The 16,959-nt window shown below is 42.1% G+C and carries 14 protein-coding genes; 6 read left to right on the forward strand and 8 right to left on the reverse strand.

Annotated features, from left to right (window positions below; translation table 11 throughout):
* Positions 1-175 precede the first annotated feature (175 nt).
* On the forward strand, positions 176-967 hold the full coding sequence (gene cysE, locus ABXT41_RS05620; protein WP_415390542.1) for a serine O-acetyltransferase: 792 nt from the start codon (positions 176-178) through the stop codon (positions 965-967).
* Between the two features lie 99 nt (positions 968-1,066).
* The gene (locus ABXT41_RS05625) at positions 1,067-1,294 is read left to right on the forward strand and encodes a hypothetical protein (protein WP_415390543.1); all 228 of its coding nucleotides are present in this window, start codon (positions 1,067-1,069) and stop codon (positions 1,292-1,294) included.
* A 54-nt stretch (positions 1,295-1,348) separates the two neighbouring features.
* On the opposite strand, the gene ABXT41_RS05630 is transcribed toward ABXT41_RS05625, so the two are convergent.
* Both ABXT41_RS05630 and tsaE read right to left on the reverse strand, forming a co-directional pair.
* Complete coding sequence (locus ABXT41_RS05630) at positions 1,349-2,683, reverse strand: N-acetylmuramoyl-L-alanine amidase (RefSeq protein WP_415390544.1); 1,335 nt, start codon at positions 2,681-2,683, stop codon at positions 1,349-1,351.
* Positions 2,673-3,188: a tRNA (adenosine(37)-N6)-threonylcarbamoyltransferase complex ATPase subunit type 1 TsaE gene (tsaE, locus tag ABXT41_RS05635; protein WP_415390545.1), complete on the reverse strand. Its 516-nt coding sequence runs from the start codon at positions 3,186-3,188 to the stop codon at positions 2,673-2,675. Before tsaE ends, ABXT41_RS05630 begins: the two co-directional genes overlap by 11 nt.
* Positions 3,189-3,328: 140 nt before the next feature.
* Between tsaE and queG the strand changes: the two genes are divergently transcribed.
* Positions 3,329-4,456, forward strand: coding sequence for a tRNA epoxyqueuosine(34) reductase QueG (gene queG, locus ABXT41_RS05640; protein WP_415390546.1), 1,128 nt, complete (start codon positions 3,329-3,331; stop codon positions 4,454-4,456).
* Positions 4,457-4,511: 55 nt separating this feature from the next.
* Here queG and orn read toward each other — a convergent pair whose 3' ends face one another.
* A complete protein-coding gene (gene orn / locus ABXT41_RS05645; protein WP_415390547.1) occupies positions 4,512-5,087 on the reverse strand; it encodes an oligoribonuclease in 576 nt (191 codons plus the stop codon).
* Between the two features lie 186 nt (positions 5,088-5,273).
* On the opposite strand from orn, the gene rsgA reads away from it, so the two are divergent.
* The 3 genes from rsgA to asd all read left to right on the forward strand — a co-directional run bounded on the left by rsgA (position 5,274) and on the right by asd (position 8,068).
* The gene (gene rsgA / locus ABXT41_RS05650; protein WP_415390548.1) at positions 5,274-6,287 is read left to right on the forward strand and encodes a small ribosomal subunit biogenesis GTPase RsgA; all 1,014 of its coding nucleotides are present in this window, start codon (positions 5,274-5,276) and stop codon (positions 6,285-6,287) included.
* 109 nt (positions 6,288-6,396) lie between these two features.
* Positions 6,397-7,203: a sulfurtransferase gene (locus ABXT41_RS05655; RefSeq protein WP_415390549.1), complete on the forward strand. Its 807-nt coding sequence runs from the start codon at positions 6,397-6,399 to the stop codon at positions 7,201-7,203.
* 4 nt (positions 7,204-7,207) lie between these two features.
* Positions 7,208-8,068, forward strand: coding sequence for an archaetidylserine decarboxylase (asd, locus tag ABXT41_RS05660; protein WP_415390550.1), 861 nt, complete (start codon positions 7,208-7,210; stop codon positions 8,066-8,068).
* On the opposite strand, the gene hemE is transcribed toward asd, so the two are convergent.
* From hemE to aroK, 5 genes are all read right to left on the reverse strand, one after another.
* A complete protein-coding gene (gene hemE, locus ABXT41_RS05665) occupies positions 8,022-9,089 on the reverse strand; it encodes a uroporphyrinogen decarboxylase (RefSeq protein ID WP_415390551.1) in 1,068 nt (355 codons plus the stop codon). The two genes, asd and hemE, sit on opposite strands and share 47 nt — an antisense overlap.
* Before the next feature lie 12 nt (positions 9,090-9,101).
* The gene (locus tag ABXT41_RS05670) at positions 9,102-10,520 is read right to left on the reverse strand and encodes an FAD-dependent oxidoreductase (RefSeq protein WP_415390552.1); all 1,419 of its coding nucleotides are present in this window, start codon (positions 10,518-10,520) and stop codon (positions 9,102-9,104) included.
* Between the two features lie 54 nt (positions 10,521-10,574).
* Entirely contained in the window at positions 10,575-15,029 is a 4,455-nt protein-coding gene (gltB, locus tag ABXT41_RS05675; protein WP_415390553.1) for a glutamate synthase large subunit, read from the reverse strand.
* 176 nt (positions 15,030-15,205) lie between these two features.
* Positions 15,206-16,282 (reverse strand): 3-dehydroquinate synthase, encoded by a 1,077-nt coding sequence (aroB, locus tag ABXT41_RS05680; protein WP_415391462.1) that lies wholly within the window; start codon positions 16,280-16,282, stop codon positions 15,206-15,208.
* A 44-nt stretch (positions 16,283-16,326) separates the two neighbouring features.
* Entirely contained in the window at positions 16,327-16,854 is a 528-nt protein-coding gene (gene aroK / locus ABXT41_RS05685) for a shikimate kinase AroK (RefSeq protein WP_415390554.1), read from the reverse strand.
* Positions 16,855-16,959: the final 105 nt, after the last annotated feature.

A 16,959-nucleotide genomic window follows, 5' to 3' on the forward strand; every position in this document is an offset into this window, starting at 1 on the left:
AATGTTCATTTAAGGCTCCATCATAGGCAAGGTTAGATGACTGTCAACCAAAAATATAATTTAAGTTAACTATACTAAAAATAAAGCTACCCAATCATGTCATGCTATCGTGACTGGAAAAATAACGGTGTAGCCGTGATAATGCTCTAATACTTTATTGATCAAGACTTTAACTATGACTCAAAATCAGCCTACAGAGCTCCTATGGGAGAAAATACAAACAGGAGCGAGAGGTATTTCTCGCTCTGAGCCGTCTCTACAGGCTTATATGCAGAACGCTATCCTGAATCATCGCTCGTTGCTTTCTGCTTTAAGTTTTCTCCTAGCAAACAAACTTCAATGTAAATCGGTCACAGAGTCAGTCCTGCGAGATATATTTGGTCTTGCCTTCAGTTCTAATATTGAAATTGAAAAAACGATCAGTGACGATATCCAAGCGCTCATTGAGCGTGATTCTGCATGCCATAGTTTTTTATCTGCTTTTACACATTACAAGGGATTTCACGCGCTGCAAGCATGGAGAGCAGCTCACTGGCTGTGGCATCAAAATAGAAAATCTCTAGCATTTATGCTTCAAAACCGAATATCAGTAGTATTCGGTGTAGACATTCATCCAGCTGCAAAAATTGGCAAAGGAGTCATGTTTGATCATGCAACAGGAATTGTAGTAGGCGAGACAGCTGTTATTGAAGATTGTGTTTCTATTTTACAGGGTGTCACCCTGGGAGGTACGGGAAAAGAAGGAGGGGATCGTCACCCAAAAGTTCGCTCCGGTGTTTTAATTGGCCCGGGAGCTACGATCCTTGGTAATATTGAAATTGGAGAAGGATCAAAGATTATTGCGGCCAGCGTAGTCTTAAAAGACATACCTCCTCACTCTATAGCTTCAGGAGTGCCTGCCGAAGTTATTGATGTGATGAAAACAGACTCTCCTGCAGAAAAAATGGATCAAAGCCTCTCCGGATGACCATCCGGCCTATTCTTTACAGGTAAAAATAATATTTTTTTATTCACATAAACAAAAGACAACGATAAAATGCAGCCCACCCAATCAATAGGAAAAATCATGGAACGCCCAGAAGTAACAGTAGGTGACTATATCATCCTCAAAGGATACGAAGAGGACCCCGGCATGGAAGCCCATATTTTCAAAATAGAAGAAGATGGTGTTTTATTTGTTGGCTATCATGCGTATAGCATCAGAACAACAAAAGCTCACGCGTATTGGAATGATTCTTATTGGCAGGTAACGAAAGCTAAGTATGGTAAAAAAAGCGCTGGTATTCGTTTTTAATGCTTCTACTACCACAGCCCCAAGCACGGAAACTTCATGCCTCTACTGCATGTTCTATACGTCAGGAATTTTTAGGCGCTGTCCAATATTGATCTGACTGTTATTCAATCCATTATGTTTTAGTAACTTTTTTATTGAAATCTTATAGCGCTTAGCAATCCGATAGACTGTATCGCCAGAAGCAACAATATAAATTTTTGGCCCATGAACCCTAGATTTCTCTGATGCCAACAAGGTATCAACAGGGGGGTTAGTAGAAAAATATCGAGTCACCCCCTTAAATATCGCATGGGCCATTTTTTTCTGGTAGTTTTTGGTGGCCAATTTCTTTGCCTCTGAAGGATTCGAAATAAATCCTGTCTCTACAAGAATGGATGGGATATCCGCAGATTTCAGAACCACAAAACCTGCTTCCTCCACCTTTTTTTTGTGCAATTTTGCTATACTGCCTATAGATTTAAGTACTGAAGTTCCAAGGACCAAGCTGTTGCTTAATGTAGCCGTCATAGATAAATCCAATAGAACGCTGGCTAGCATATGATCTTTGTCATCAAGGCTAACACTGCCAGAACCTCCAATCAGATCAGTACGATTTTCTCGGCTCGCTAGGTAGCGAGCAGTTTCACTGCTGGCACCACTGCGAGATAGTATAAACACTGAAGCCCCGCTTGCATTTGGTTTATTGAATGCATCAGCATGGATAGAGATGAATATATCTGCACGCTTTTTGTGAGCAATACTAGTACGCTTACGTAAGGGAATATAATAATCGCCGCCTCGAATCAAAACACCCTTATAGCCACGTTTTTTATCAAGTAATTTTTTTAATTCACGCCCAATAGCCAAAACTACATGCTTTTCCAGAAGACGCTTTGGCCCAATAGCTCCAGGGTCTTCACCTCCATGCCCGGCATCAATAGCAACCACAACATCCCTATGATTATTTTTAAGGAGGGCAATAGAGGCTGGCTTGGTCGATTTTTTATTCTGATCATAAAGATCCACCACCAATCTATCGCTATATTGTTCATTGGGGCCAAGAATAAAAGCTTTAGGATAGAGCGGTTTTTTTAAATCAAGAACAATTCTAAGGTTATTCTTTCCCATTGTGCTGCTTCGAAGCGAACTTATGGGCATTAAAGAGAAATCAAGTTTTGTTGTTTGCACGCCCAAGGTGGTATCTTGGATGTCTATTATCAGACGATCGGGGCTCGTTAGTGGCACTATTTTATATTTAACCGATTCGCTCAGATCAAACACCAATCGAGTATGATCTGGCGCTCTCCATACCCTTACATCATCAACTGTTGCAGCAGAAAGAATTAAAGGTGTGGCCAAAAATATTAAGGCCAGACCACCATAAAATATGTTATAAAATTTAGAAATCAAGCTGATTTTCTCTATCTGATGCCAAGTGAGCCAGTAGTAAATCGCCCATGTCAGTCTCAGAGCATATTTTTATTTCTCGGCCTTCATGTGTCGCAATTATACTTATTTGCAAATCAGCCATGGGCAGGAATCCATGGCCTCGCTCTGGCCATTCGACCAAACAACAACCACTTTGATGAAAATAGTCCCTGATACCAAAAAATTCTAATTCCTCAGCAGAGCCCAATCGATATAAGTCAAAATGGTGCACCTTCAAAAGTCCCTGGTCATATGATTCTACCAATGTGTAAGTGGGACTTTTAACAACACCATCATAACCAAAAGCCTGAAGAATGCCTCGACAAATTGTGGTTTTTCCTGCCCCAAGATCACCACCAAGAAAAATTAATGCAGTTTTTGGTTCCGGACCAACAAATATATAGGAGAGCAAGCTATGGCCAAGCCATTTGCCGAATTCGATCATATCCACCTCACGAGGCAATACTCCTACAAAAAAATGTCTCATTGTTTATTCACCAGTTAACTCAGTTGGTGGCTGAAGAGACTGCTTGAATGTAATACTAGATAAAAATTTATACATAAAATTCCACTTGTTAGGCAAATATCTGGCAAAATTATACGCTAACTTCAAATAGCTAATCGATCATGCAGCTTAAAATACCACAATTAGATTATATACACCTTGCAAGGCAAATTAAGCTATGGGGGGAGGAATTAGGATTTCAACAAGTAGCTATCACAGATATTGATCTAAAGAAGACAGGGGAAAAACTCAATAAATGGCTTGAAAGTGGCTATCAGGGGAATATGGACTGGATGGCAGCTCATGGAGAGAAGCGCTACCACCCAGAGCAGCTGCTGCCCGGCACATGTTCTGTGATAACTGTAAGAATGAATTACCTGCCTGCTGATAGCAATATGATTGCAATACTCAAAGATGCTGATAAAGCTTACATTTCTCGTTATGCTTTGGGCCGAGATTATCATAAAGTGGTTCGCCAGCGACTAAAGATGCTAAGTAAAAAAATTCAAGAGGTGGCTCCAGAAAGCATCATCCAAAGACCTTATGTAGACAGTGCTCCTGTGATGGAAAAACCTTTGGCGGAAAAAGCTGGTCTTGGATGGATGGGAAAAAATACATTAATAATTAACAGCGAGGGAGGATCTTGGTTTTTTCTTGGTGAGATATATACAAGCCTACCCTTACCGTCAGATCAATCAACAGAGGTAGATCAATGTGGTGAGTGCAAGGCATGCATCAAAGTGTGCCCTACAGACGCGTTTCCCGAACCGTATGTACTTAATGCAAAACGATGTATCTCTTATTTAACTATTGAACACAAGGGCAGTATCCCCGAAGAATTCCGTCAGCCTATGGGCAATCGGGTGTTCGGGTGTGATGATTGCCAAGCAGTTTGCCCTTGGAATAAAGAAGCCAAGCCTACAAATGAAAGAGATTTCTCACCACGTCACAATCTAGATAATCGCGAACTTGCCGAATTGTTTCTTTGGACAGAAAAGGAATTTTTGCAGTATACCGAAGGTTCTCCAATCAGGCGCATTGGTTACGAGCGATGGCTGAGAAATTTAGCAATTGGGTTGGGCAATGCGCCAACCTCAGAAAAAACTATTAACTCCTTGGAGGCAAGACAGGATTTTCCTTCAAGCTTGGTTCAAGAGCATGTTTTATGGGCCTTAGATCAACACAAAGAGAGGGGAGGAAAAAGGAAAAGACGTCAGCGAAAAATATCTAGCTCGCCTATTAAACCTTAGGCATATTTTGATACTTTGGACGCTTAGATTCAATAATCTCTCGTGTTTTTTAACCTTAAGCTTTTTCTGGCACATTAAAAAATAGGTGCCGATAGTGCCTTAACTCCGCAATAGAATCTTTTATGTCGTCCATAGCTAAATGAGAGCTTTGCTTTTTGAACCCCTCCAGTATCTCTGGTCGCCAACGCTTAGCAATCTCGTTAATACTACTTACGTCCAGATTACGATAATGAAAAAAAGCTTCTAGCGTCGGCATTTGTCGTGACAAAAAACGACGGTCCTGACAAATTGAATTACCACACATCGGGGAAACCCCAGAATTTACGAATTGCTCTAAAAATATAATCGTATCACGCTCCGCCTCTTCAAGAGATACCTTGCTGCTACGCACTCGTTCCGTTAATCCCGACCGATGATGCTGCCGAGTGTTCCATTCATCCATACCTTCAAGTGCTTCATTTGTCTGATTTATGGCAAAAATGGGGCCTTCGCCGAGAATATTAAGATCTTTATCGGTAACAATGGTGGCAATTTCAATAATGACATCATTGATGGTATCCAGCCCTGTCATTTCAAGGTCTATCCATATGAGGTTCATTGAATCTTTTTTTGTTTTATTGATACTATTCATTATTATCTACGCCATTCGTTAGATTTTTGCCACATTTTTAAAATAATTCATCCTTCAAGAATCCTGATCTGCAATATTCCGTTTCTGTCACTCTACGCCTATATGCTATATCCTTAGCGCCTAGCAAGCCAGCAATGATCATATTATTGTTGGCTATTAATAAGTCATGGGTCGGAAGGAAGAATATTGACAAAACGCCAACTAACCAAGCAGCAACGCCGGCGAATTGAACAGAATCAAGCGAATGCAGGCACTGAAATCAATACCCAGCAGGAGGCTACCGGAGGGAAGGCTGATGATGCTGATCTAGAACGATATGGTGTCGTCATTGCCAGCTACGGAGCTCAGGTTGATGTTGAAGCTATAGATATTTCAAAAAAAATCGTTCGACGATGCCACCTAAGGGCCAATCTACCCACAATTGTTTCTGGCGACAAAGTCACCTGGAAAGATAGTGGTACCCATGGCGTTGTTATTGCTCAGTACCCTAGAAAATCTGAACTTTGCCGGCCTGATAATCGAGGAAATCTTCGCCCTGTAGCGGCCAATATTGATAGGATAGCTATTGTTATAGCTCCTTATCCGGAACCACATACAAATCTTATTGATAGATACCTAGTCGCAGCTGAACATCAAGCCATACAGCCCCTAATCATCCTAAATAAAGCTGATCAAATAGAGCAAGAAAATTTAGAATCACTGATTTCTCTGGCTAAAAATTATGAAAAAATAGGGTATGACTATTTCTTAGTTTCTGCTAAAGATGGGGTTGGCATGAAGGAATTTGAAGCCTACCTGAGGGGGCTCACCAGTGTGTTTGTAGGTCAATCTGGAGTAGGAAAATCTTCTTTGCTTAATAGACTGTCTCCTGAAATCAATGTCGCTGTAGGCGGCTTATCCAAATCAAAAGAAAAGGGCACACATACAACAACCACTTCCAGGCTTTTTCATCTCCCTAGCGGAGGTGATGTTATTGACTCTCCAGGAATACGTGAATTTGGATTGTGGCACCTAAAGCCCGATGCAATTGCAGAAGGATTTATAGAATTTTTAGCCTATCTTGGAAAATGCAGATTTCGTAACTGCCGTCACCAACATGAGCCAGATTGTGCGCTAATTGAAGCAATTAGTGCTGGAAAAATACAGCGAGCAAGATTTGAGAGCTATTTGCATATGGTTAGCAGCCTTAAAGATGGGTAGCTGGGTCCTAAAAAAATTTTCAATTATAAGAATTCCTGAGATGGAATAGATCTTGTAGGGTGATATAATTATGCTTTACAAGATTCACGCGACATAGCAGAGGGCTAGTATGCCAAAGACATATAACTTAATAGAGTCAGAATCTTTAAGTGAGCGGCTCAATGAGCCCAATCTCTTAATTGTAGATTTATGCAATGATGCTCTTTATAGTCGAAAGCATATACCTGGGGCCGTCCATGTTTCACCAAAAACACTTATGGCTGGATCTTTTCCTACACCCAACATGCTCCCATCAATAGAGCAAATTTCAGCTATAATTAACAGCATTGGTCTCACTGAAGAAAAGCATGTAATCGCCTATGATGATGAAGGTGGAGGCTGGGCTGGGAGATTTCTGTGGACTCTTGATGTAATAGGACACAAAAATTGGTCATATCTAAATGGCGGCCTTATTGCATGGCATAACGAAGGCCACCCAACGACAGCTGACGTTCCTGTCATCAAAACAACTCATCGCGATCTTGTGATTGATCGCTCACCTATTGTAGATGCTGAAGAAATTATGCGGTCTCTAGAGGGCGCTCAACTACAGATTTGGGATGCTAGAAGTGAAGGGGAGTATACTGGAATCACTCTATACGCCGAAAAAGGTGGTCATATCCCAGGTGCAATCCATTGTGAGTGGACCAACATGATGGATTTTCAACGGAATCAACGTATTCGTAATGATGCGCTAACAAGGCTTGAAGATTTAGGTATTTCTCAAAAGAAGCCAACAATTACTCATTGTCAATCGCATCATCGCTCTGGATTCACATATATGCTTGGAAGAATCTTAGGGTTTGAGAGTATCCGTGCTTACGACGGATCTTGGGCTGAATGGGGAAACCACCCACACACTCCTGTAGAAATATAAACATATGAATAATTTACGTTCAGAATGGTTTGCTGCACTTCAGCGGATACTTCCACAGCATACATTATCTCGGATTGGTTCATTTTTGGCTGAAGCCAAAAACCCTTGGCTGAAAAATTTATTAATTAATCTATTCATCAGAGTCTATGATATCAACCTAGATGAAGCAAAGTCAGCCTCACCGAATGAGTATCAAAATTTTAATGATTTTTTTACTCGAGCTCTAAAGGAAGATGCTAGACCAGTTAACAGTAATGATGCTGTTATCGTCTGTCCAGTTGATGGGATGGTTAGCCAAATGGGGGCTATTCGAGAAGGGAATATTTTCCAAGCCAAAGGAAAATACTTCTCTTCCTCCTCATTGCTTGGCGCTGATGATGAGGACAGTAGGCGCTTCCTTAACGGCGATTTTATTACAATCTACCTATCACCAAAAGACTACCATCGGGTTCATATGCCAATCGATGGAGAGCTGCTCTACACGCGCTATATTCCTGGCAAACTTTTCTCTGTTAATCTCACAACCACTAAACATATAGATGGTTTGTTTGCAAAAAATGAGCGGTTAGTCTGTATATTTAAAACTCCAGCTGGACTTTGTGCTGTGGTCTTGGTTGGAGCAATGATGGTAGCCGGAATAGAATCAGTGTGGCATGGGCACTATCATCCTAACACTTTAGTTATTAATCAATTCGACTCACAGAATGTTAGGCTAAAGAAAGGTGAAGAAATGGGGCGCTTTAAATTTGGCTCTACAGTAATCGTAATGTTTGAGCCCAACAAAACAGCATGGTCAGAAAAATACATGCCTGGATCAACTACCCATTTTGGCGAGATAATGACAACTCATGTACAGCATCAATAAATATTTTTACATTTTCAGGCTTGATGTCAGGGGTTATTCCATGACCAAGATTGAACACATGCCCATTACCACTACCAAATTGCAGTAAAATAGACTGGACCTCTTCTCTAATGCGCTGTGGAGTTGCACGAAGAATTGCGGGATCCATGTTGCCTTGCAAAGCAACACGATCACCCACTTTTTTCCGCGCAATCCCAATATGAGTAGTCCAATCAAGGCCCACAGCATGGCATCCAGTATCAGCGATATCCTCTAACCACTGACCTCCCCCCTTAGTAAATAAAATTACGGGCACCTTTCTACCTTCATTCTCTTGAATTAAACCACGAATAATTTTCTTCATGTACTGTAAAGAAAATTCTCGATAGGCGTCATAAGAGAGGGCTCCACCCCAAGTGTCAAAAATTTGCACTGCTTGAGCGCCAGCCTTAATTTGAGCGTTCAGATAAGCGATTACTGATGCAGCAAGGACATCAAGCAATTGATGCATCAGCTCTGGCTGATTGTAAACCATGGTCTTAGATAGCGGAAAATCACGGCTGGCTCGGCCCTCTATCATATATGTAGCCAATGTCCATGGACTGCCAGAAAATCCTATTAACGGCACGCGGCCATTAAGTTCTCGTCGTATGGTAGCGACCGCTTCAACAACATAAGGTAGATCCTTATAAGGATCGATAACGGATAATTTATTGATATCACTTTCGGTTCGAACTGGCTTATGAAAACGAGGGCCTTCGCCAGACTCAAAAAATACCCCTAAACCCATAGCATCGGGTATCGTTAAAATATCAGAGAATAATATGGCGGCATCTAGATTATAGCGATCCAAAGGCTGCAAGGTTACTTCGCAAGCTCTATCAGGATTTGTGCAAAGCGACATAAAATCACCCGCTTGAGCTCTCACTTCCCTGTATTCTGGAAGATAGCGGCCAGCTTGCCGCATCATCCAAACGGGAGTTACGTCTACCTTTTCTCGCATCAATGCTCGCAGAAAACGATCGTTTTTAAGCTCTATCATAAGAAAAGGTCCTTAGATTTTCAGGTAATCAAGAATGCCTTCGCCGGCTTGACGACCCTCCCAGATAGCGGTCACAACCAAATCAGAGCCACGCACCATATCGCCACCAGCAAATACTTTGGGGTTACTAGTTTGAAATTTAAATTGTTGCTCTTCTGCTGCAATAACACCTTCCCAGTCATTTAGTTCTACGCCGAGATTCCCCATCCATGGGGCTGGGTCAGGCTTAAAACCAAATGCAATTAATACCACATCTGCCGGCAATATCTCTTCACTACCAGGCACTGGAATGGGGCGGCGACGGCCATTTTCGTCAGGGTCGCCCAGTTCAGTAGTTATAACCTTAACTCCCTCAACTTTGCTGCTGCCAATAATCTCCACAGGTTGCCTGTTAAATAAAAACTTAACCCCTTCTTCTTTGGCATTTTTGACCTCTCTTCGTGAACCAGGCATGTTTTCTTGATCACGACGATATGCACAAGAAACATTAGTCGCACCCTGTCTGATAGATGTGCGATTGCAGTCCATAGCGGTATCTCCGCCCCCGAGAACTACCACTCGTTGATCCTTGACAGTGATAAAATCACTGGGATCTTTTTCCCAGCCCATATTTCTATTTACGCTAGACACAAGAAATGGCAATGCATCATAAACACCCGGTAAATCTTCACCAGGAAAATCACCTTTCATGTATTTATAGGTGCCCATACCTAGAAAAATAGCATCAAACTCACTTACCAAGTCATCAATTTCAACATCCACACCAATCTGTGTGTTTAGCTTGAACTCTATTCCCATATCCTCAAAAATTTCCCGGCGCTGCTGCATGATAGATTTTTCCAATTTAAATTCTGGAATACCGAAAGTCAGTAGGCCACCAATTTCAGGATAACGATCAAAAACCACTGGTTTAACTCCACTACGCACCAGAATATCAGCACATCCGAGTCCTGCTGGTCCGGCACCAATAATGGCAACCCTTTTGTCAGTCCAGGAAACTTTTGACATATCTGGACGCCAGCCCATAGCAAACGCAGTATCAGTAATATATTTTTCAGCATTACCGATTGTTACTGCACCAAACTCATCATTAAGCGTGCAAGCCCCCTCGCATAAGCGATCTTGTGGGCAAACACGCCCGCATACTTCCGGTAGTGTATTGGTAGCATGGCACAACTCTACAGCCTCAACGATATTTCCATCAGATAGGAGTTTTAGCCAATTTGGTATGTAGTTATGTACAGGGCACTTCCATTCGCAGTAAGGGTTACCGCAATCTAAGCAGCGATGCGCTTGATTGCATGCATCCTTTGTTTCAGTAGGTTGATATATTTCAACAAATTCTTTGGTGCGGCTATGCATATCCTTGGTTTCAGGATCATGTCTTCCTACCCGAATAAACTGGAAATCATTGTTTAATCTATCGCTCATAATTATAAACTCTTTAATATCAACAGCAGTTTTGGGCTTCTGTATTGTTTCACATTATTGGGATTCAGCACGTGTATGCGCCAACAGCTTTTCTAGGCTAGCCGCCTTTGGCTTCACTAGCCAAAATTTTCTAATAAATCCCTCAAAATTATCCAGAATCTCCTGACCCCAAGCGCTAGCTGTCTCTGCAACAAATTCAGCAATCATGGCTTCCAAATGAACGCGATACCCTTCTGTTGATTCAGTTGTAATGCGTTGAATTTCAACTAACTCCATATTATAGCTGTCTACAAAACTTTTATTTTCATCCAGAACATAGGCGAAACCGCCCGTCATGCCAGCCCCAAAATTAGAACCTACGGAGCCTAGCACAACAATTACCCCCCCTGTCATGTATTCACAGCAATGATGTCCAGCACCCTCAATTACAGCCTGAGCACCTGAATTGCGGACCGCAAAGCGCTCTCCTGCAAGACCAGCGGCAAACAACTTGCCTGATGTTGCGCCATATAGACAGGTGTTACCCATAACAGGAGTGACATTAGAAGAAAAATTGCTATCTTTTGGCGGCGCTATGACAATTTTACCGCCAGCCATTCCTTTGCCAACATAGTCATTAGCATCACCACAAAGATGTATATTTAAACCGCCCGCATTCCAAACACCAAGCGACTGCCCAGCCACACCATGTAGCATTAATTTTATCGGAACATCAGCCATACCTTGATTACCGTAACGTTTAGCTATTTCGCCAGAAAGACGGGCACCAATAGAGCGGTCACAATTGCTTATGTTATAGCTAAACTCACCACCTTTTTTTGACTCAACAGCAGGCAATATATCAGCCACCATTTCTTCAGCTAAGCGCCCTTTGTCAAAGGGTGCATTTTTAATCACCTGGCATGTTTGTGGTTTGCTATCCAGCAATGCATCAGTATAAAGTATTGGGGACAAATCTAATTTCTTTTGTTTTTCTGTGTTACCCTCAAAAATTTCCAGCAAGTCAACCCTGCCAACCAGCTCTTCCATGGTTCTTACCCCGAGACGGGCCATCCACTCTCGAGTTTCTTCCGCCATAAAGAGAAAGAAGTTCTTTGCTGTTTCCACAGTACCTTTATAGTAGTTCTCCCTGAGTTCTTTATCCTGTGTGGCAACCCCAGTCGCACAGTTATTCAAATGACAAATTCTCAGATACTTACATCCAAGAGCAACCATTGGGCCGGTACCAAAACCAAAGCTTTCTGCGCCTAAAATAGCCGCTTTTACAACATCAAGGCCAGTTTTTAGCCCCCCATCTGTTTGAACACGGACCTTATGGCGCAAATCGTTCGCTTTAAGCATTTGATGAGTTTCAGCTAAACCCAGCTCCCAAGGAGAGCCCGCGTAACGAATCGATGTTAGTGGACTTGCTGCTGTGCCGCCATCATAGCCAGATATTGTAATCAAATCTGCGTAGGCTTTTGCTACTCCCGCAGCAATAGTTCCAACACCTGGGCGGGAAACCAACTTCACTGAAACTAACGCTTCTGGATTGACCTGCTTCAGGTCAAAAATAAGTTGAGCTAAATCTTCAATTGAATAAATATCGTGATGAGGAGGAGGAGAAATCAAAGTTACGCCGGGAACTGAATATCGGAGTCTGGCAATTAACTCATTCACCTTGCCTCCTGGTAACTGTCCGCCTTCACCAGGCTTTGCACCCTGAGCTACTTTAATCTGAATCACCTCAGCACTTGACAGATAGTGTGGCGTTACCCCAAAACGACCAGAAGCCACTTGCTTAATTTTCGATGCCTTAATTGTGCCATAACGAGCAGGATCTTCACCCCCTTCTCCTGAGTTAGATCGACCCCCTAGGATGTTCATAGCCTGAGCCAAACCTTCATGAGCCTCTGGCGATAGCGCTCCTAAGGACATACCTGCCGAATCAAATCGTTTCAATATTTTTTCAATCGGCTCCACGTCAGACAAAAGGATCGGCTTAATGTCAGCTTTAATCTTCAGGAGATCTCTGAGGGTTGATGCAGAGCGTTTATTCACTAAGTCAGCATAATCATGCCATGCGGTATAGTCACCCTCTTGTACTGCACGATGAAGAGTTGTTACGACGTCTGGATTAAATGCATGGTACTCTTGGCCGTGGACATACTTTAGTAGCCCACCTGGATTGATCGATTTTCGTTCACTCCAGGCCTGATCGGCGAGTCTTTGTTGGTCCTGCTGCAGATCGTTAAAATCTGCACCCTTAATACGACTCGGTGTTCCTAAAAAGCACATGTTAACTATCTCAGGAGAGAGTCCAATAATCTCGTACAACTGAGCACCTCGATACGAAGCAACCGTAGAAATACCCATTTTAGATAGGATTTTTAACAACCCTTTATTCATGCCTTGGCGGTAGTTTTTAAATGCTGCATCTATATCACACAGTATTTCTCCTGCTGTCACCATATCAGAAAGGATGTGGTAGCTTAAAAAAGGGTAAACCGCAGAAGCACCACAACCTATTAATGTTGCAATTTGATGAGAATCACGAGCAGACGCGGTGGATGCAATAATATTAGCATCACAACGAAGACCTAATTTAATTAAATGATGATGAACTGCACCTACGGCCATCAACATCTGAATAGGCAAATTATTTGGAAGAATGTCAGAATCAGACAGAATGCAGCACCTAATGCCATCTCTGACGGCATCAGAAACTTTCTCACATAGACTTTGGACGGCCTGCTCTAAATTGGATGTCTTTGGGTCATAATTAACACTAAATTTTTTAACCCGGTAGTCGTCCTGTGTGTTATTTTTTAACGCGTAATATTTGCGTGGCGATAAAACTGGGCTCGACAAATTAATGCGCTTTGCATGTTCGGGGGACTCAAGGAAAATGTTACCTTCGCGACCGAGTTGTGTCTTTAGGGACATAACAAGTGTTTCACGTAACGGATCAATGGGAGGGTTGGTCACCTGCGCAAATTGTTGCCTAAAATAATCATAGAAGCTGCGATCTTTAACTGAAAGTACAGCCATTGGCGTATCATCCCCCATGGAACCGACTGCTTCTTGGCCTCCTTCTGCTAGTGGTCGCAAAATTTGCTCTCGTTCTTCCATGGAAACTAAGAACATCTTCATAAAACTACGAATTTTTTCCCTGCTTAAGGCGCCCTCAACTTCTATGCTTTCATCATCCATAGAAGACATAATTTTGATAGTGCTGCTATTTAACCACGTCTGATACGGATTGGCGGAGGCCATTTCTTTGTCAATCTGACCAGCGTTCATGATAGAGCCTGTATGCGTATCAATCGAAAGTATATCTCCTGGGCCTAAGCGTCCTTTAGCAACAACGCTACTAGAGCTATATTTATAAACACCAACTTCTGATGCAACAGCAATAATATCGTCATCCGTTAACACCCAACGAGATGGCCTTAAACCATTTCTATCCAGCGTACAAACGGCATAACGCCCATCAGTAATAACTAGCCCAGCAGGGCCATCCCATGGCTCCATATGCATAGCTATATATTCAAAGTAAGCTCTTTCGTTCAACCCATAGTCTTGGTTGTTATCCCAGGCTGGTGGTACCAACATTCGCACGGCTTTATGGAGATCTATGCCCCCTGCAACCATTACTTCAAGCATATTGTCCAGACTAGAAGAATCTGATCCTGTTCGGTTGACAAGAGGCTTTACATCCTGCAAATCGGGCAAGAGGGGGGTAACAAGCTTAGGAGTTCTGGCTACAGACCAGTTTCTATTCCCATGGAGCGTGTTGATTTCTCCATTATGAGCCAGCATTCTAAATGGTTGAGCCAGTGGCCACTGAGGGCTAGTATTGGTAGAAAAACGTTGGTGAAAAATACAGATGGCAGTTTTTAGGAGCGGATTTGCCAAATCTGGGTAAAATATCGGCAAATCAACTGGCATCATTAGCCCTTTGTAGCTAATAACATTTTCTGCAAGGCTGGCAATATAAAAAGAGTTGTCTGATGCTAGAGCAATCTCAATTTTTCGCTTAGAAATAAACAATCGAGCATTGAATTTTTGTTTGTCTAGACCGCCTGCAGCAATAAATATTTGCTCAATTTCTGGCAGGGTTTCTAATGCGATGCGGCCCAAACAATCTTTACTTGTAGGAACTTTGCGCCAGCCGATCACTTCTAACCCCTGATCCAACAAGGCCTCCGACATAGCATTTTTAGCATGGTTGCGCTGATCGCTGTCTTGGCTGAGCATTACTGAACCAACCGCATACAATTCAGGTAATTCGACGTCAAACAGCTTTTTAGCCGCATCTCGCATAAAAGCATCCGGCTTTTGAAGCAATAACCCGCAGCCATCACCAGTTTTGCCATCAGAAGCAATACCGCCACGATGGGTCATGCAAGCTAACGCTTCAATAGCGGTTTCTAGGACACGGTGGCTCACCTTACCTTTCGTGTGGGCAATCAGTCCAAATCCACAATTATCTTTGAATTCATCTAAGCTATAGAGGCCTGTCGGCATAATAAACGGTGCTCTAGGTAAAATATGTTGAAAGACCAGCCGACTCATAGAAAAAAACTAATACTGCTGGAACAAGAAAATAACTATTTTACACGTCCGCGACCTATGTAACAATTACCGCGATGTGAATAAGGCCTATAACTTTAGGTGATATAATTTATAGGTTGTCTTGTCTTCTAAATAACCTTCATTAGAAGATCTGGTTTAATTTCAGAAGTTACTGTTGCAACTCCAATAGATCGAAGAAGTACAAAACGAAGACTGCCATCTAGAGCTTTTTTATCGACTGACATGAGCTCCAAAAAAATTTTGGAGCTCATGTCTTTTGGTGCTACTGCAGGCAAATCACAGAAAGCCAGAATTTTTCTTATCCGGCAAACATCAGCTTGATTTATCCAGCCCAGTAAACTCGACAGCTCTGCGGCCATAATTATTCCAATCGCTACTGCCTCGCCATGCAACCAGCCCTTATAGGACTGAAAGGTCTCAATAGCATGGCCAAATGTATGTCCTAAATTTAAAATCGCACGAACACCATTTTCGTGCTCGTCTTTTTCAACAATCTTGGCTTTATTGGCGCATGATTTCTCTATTGCAAAACATAGGGCATCGGGATCGCGCGCTAAAAGCTTAGATATATTTTTTTCTATCCAGTGAAAAAATTCTACATCTGCAATCAGCCCATATTTAATTACCTCCGCCAAGCCCGCTCGAAATTCCCTATCTGGTAAAGTACCTAATAAGGAGGTATCAATTATGACGCACTGAGGCTGATAGAACGCTCCTATCATGTTTTTGCCTAGCCTGTGATTAACTGCAGTTTTTCCGCCTACAGATGAGTCTACTTGGGCAAGCAATGTTGTTGGAATTTGGCAAAAATTTATACCTCTCTGATAACAAGCGGCAGCAAATCCTGTCATATCGCCAATAACACCGCCGCCAAGAGCGATTAGAGTGGCTGCTCGGTTATATTTTTTAGCGAGCAATGTATCAAAAATTGTATTAAGCACTTCTATATTTTTGTGTATTTCTCCATCCGGCAAGATCAATGTTTCTATGCTATATGCGGACAATCCATCCACAAGGGAGCTCAAATAGAGTGGAGCAATAGTCTCGTTAGTGACCACCAACACTTGCTTTCCATGAATATGTGATGCGAGCAACTCCGACGACTGCAGTAATCCGTCACCAATAAAAATAGGGTAACTCCTATCGCCAAGTTCCACACAAAGCTTGCTAAATTTTTCCACAATAAATCATTCTTTATATAATTATGTTGAGTTGGAAATGTACCACATCAGCCTAAAAATTGACGAACTTCATTGGCAATTTCATTCGCAACTAACCAAGGTTTGCGCTTGCTGGTAACAAAAACTAGGTCGGCTATTTCTTGGTATAGTAGCTCTCGATCCAATACTAACTGCTTTAATACTTCGCGCGGATTACTAACATTTAATAAAGGCCTGCTGCGATCATGCGAAGTTCTCTCTAATAATTGCCCAACAGGGGCGCTAAGATACACAACATAGCCACTATTTTTTAAGACATTACGATTCTTCTCAAAGATAACAGCTCCGCCTCCTGTAGCAAGAACCATACCAGTCCCGGAGGCCAGCTCAGCAAGCATACGAGATTCACGCTTTCGAAACCCATCTTCGCCTTCCATGTCGAAAATCCATGATATGTTCGCACCACATCTCTCTTCAATTTCACAGTCAAGATCGATAAATTTAAGATCCAAAATTTCTGCCAAAATACGGCCAATGGTGCTCTTCCCAGAACCCATGGGGCCGACAAGAAAAATATTGCTATGTGTATTTATCAACTTAATGGCGCTTCTCAAATAATTTTAAATTGAAGGATCAATGAGCTATTTTTATTAAATAATACAGCAAAATGGCTATGTCGTAATTTTTTGGCTTTATACTAC

The organism is Porticoccus sp. Uisw_050_02, from assembly GCF_047729555.1.
GTDB lineage: Bacteria > Pseudomonadota > Gammaproteobacteria > Pseudomonadales > Porticoccaceae > Porticoccus.

Excerpts from the sequence above, each read along its gene's own strand:
- cysE (WP_415390542.1), top strand. The coding sequence starts at position 176 with ATGACTCAAAATCAGCCTACAGAGCTCCTATGGGAGAAAATACAAACA.
- ABXT41_RS05655 (WP_415390549.1), top strand. The coding sequence starts at position 6,397 with ATGCCAAAGACATATAACTTAATAGAGTCAGAATCTTTAAGTGAGCGG.
- orn (WP_415390547.1), bottom strand. The coding sequence starts at position 5,087 with ATGAATAGTATCAATAAAACAAAAAAAGATTCAATGAACCTCATATGG.
- asd (WP_415390550.1), top strand. The coding sequence starts at position 7,208 with ATGAATAATTTACGTTCAGAATGGTTTGCTGCACTTCAGCGGATACTT.
- queG (WP_415390546.1), top strand. The coding sequence starts at position 3,329 with ATGCAGCTTAAAATACCACAATTAGATTATATACACCTTGCAAGGCAA.
- hemE (WP_415390551.1), bottom strand. The coding sequence starts at position 9,089 with ATGATAGAGCTTAAAAACGATCGTTTTCTGCGAGCATTGATGCGAGAA.
- ABXT41_RS05670 (WP_415390552.1), bottom strand. The coding sequence starts at position 10,520 with ATGAGCGATAGATTAAACAATGATTTCCAGTTTATTCGGGTAGGAAGA.
- tsaE (WP_415390545.1), bottom strand. The coding sequence starts at position 3,188 with ATGAGACATTTTTTTGTAGGAGTATTGCCTCGTGAGGTGGATATGATC.
- ABXT41_RS05625 (WP_415390543.1), top strand. The coding sequence starts at position 1,067 with ATGGAACGCCCAGAAGTAACAGTAGGTGACTATATCATCCTCAAAGGA.
- gltB (WP_415390553.1), bottom strand. The coding sequence starts at position 15,029 with ATGCCGACAGGCCTCTATAGCTTAGATGAATTCAAAGATAATTGTGGA.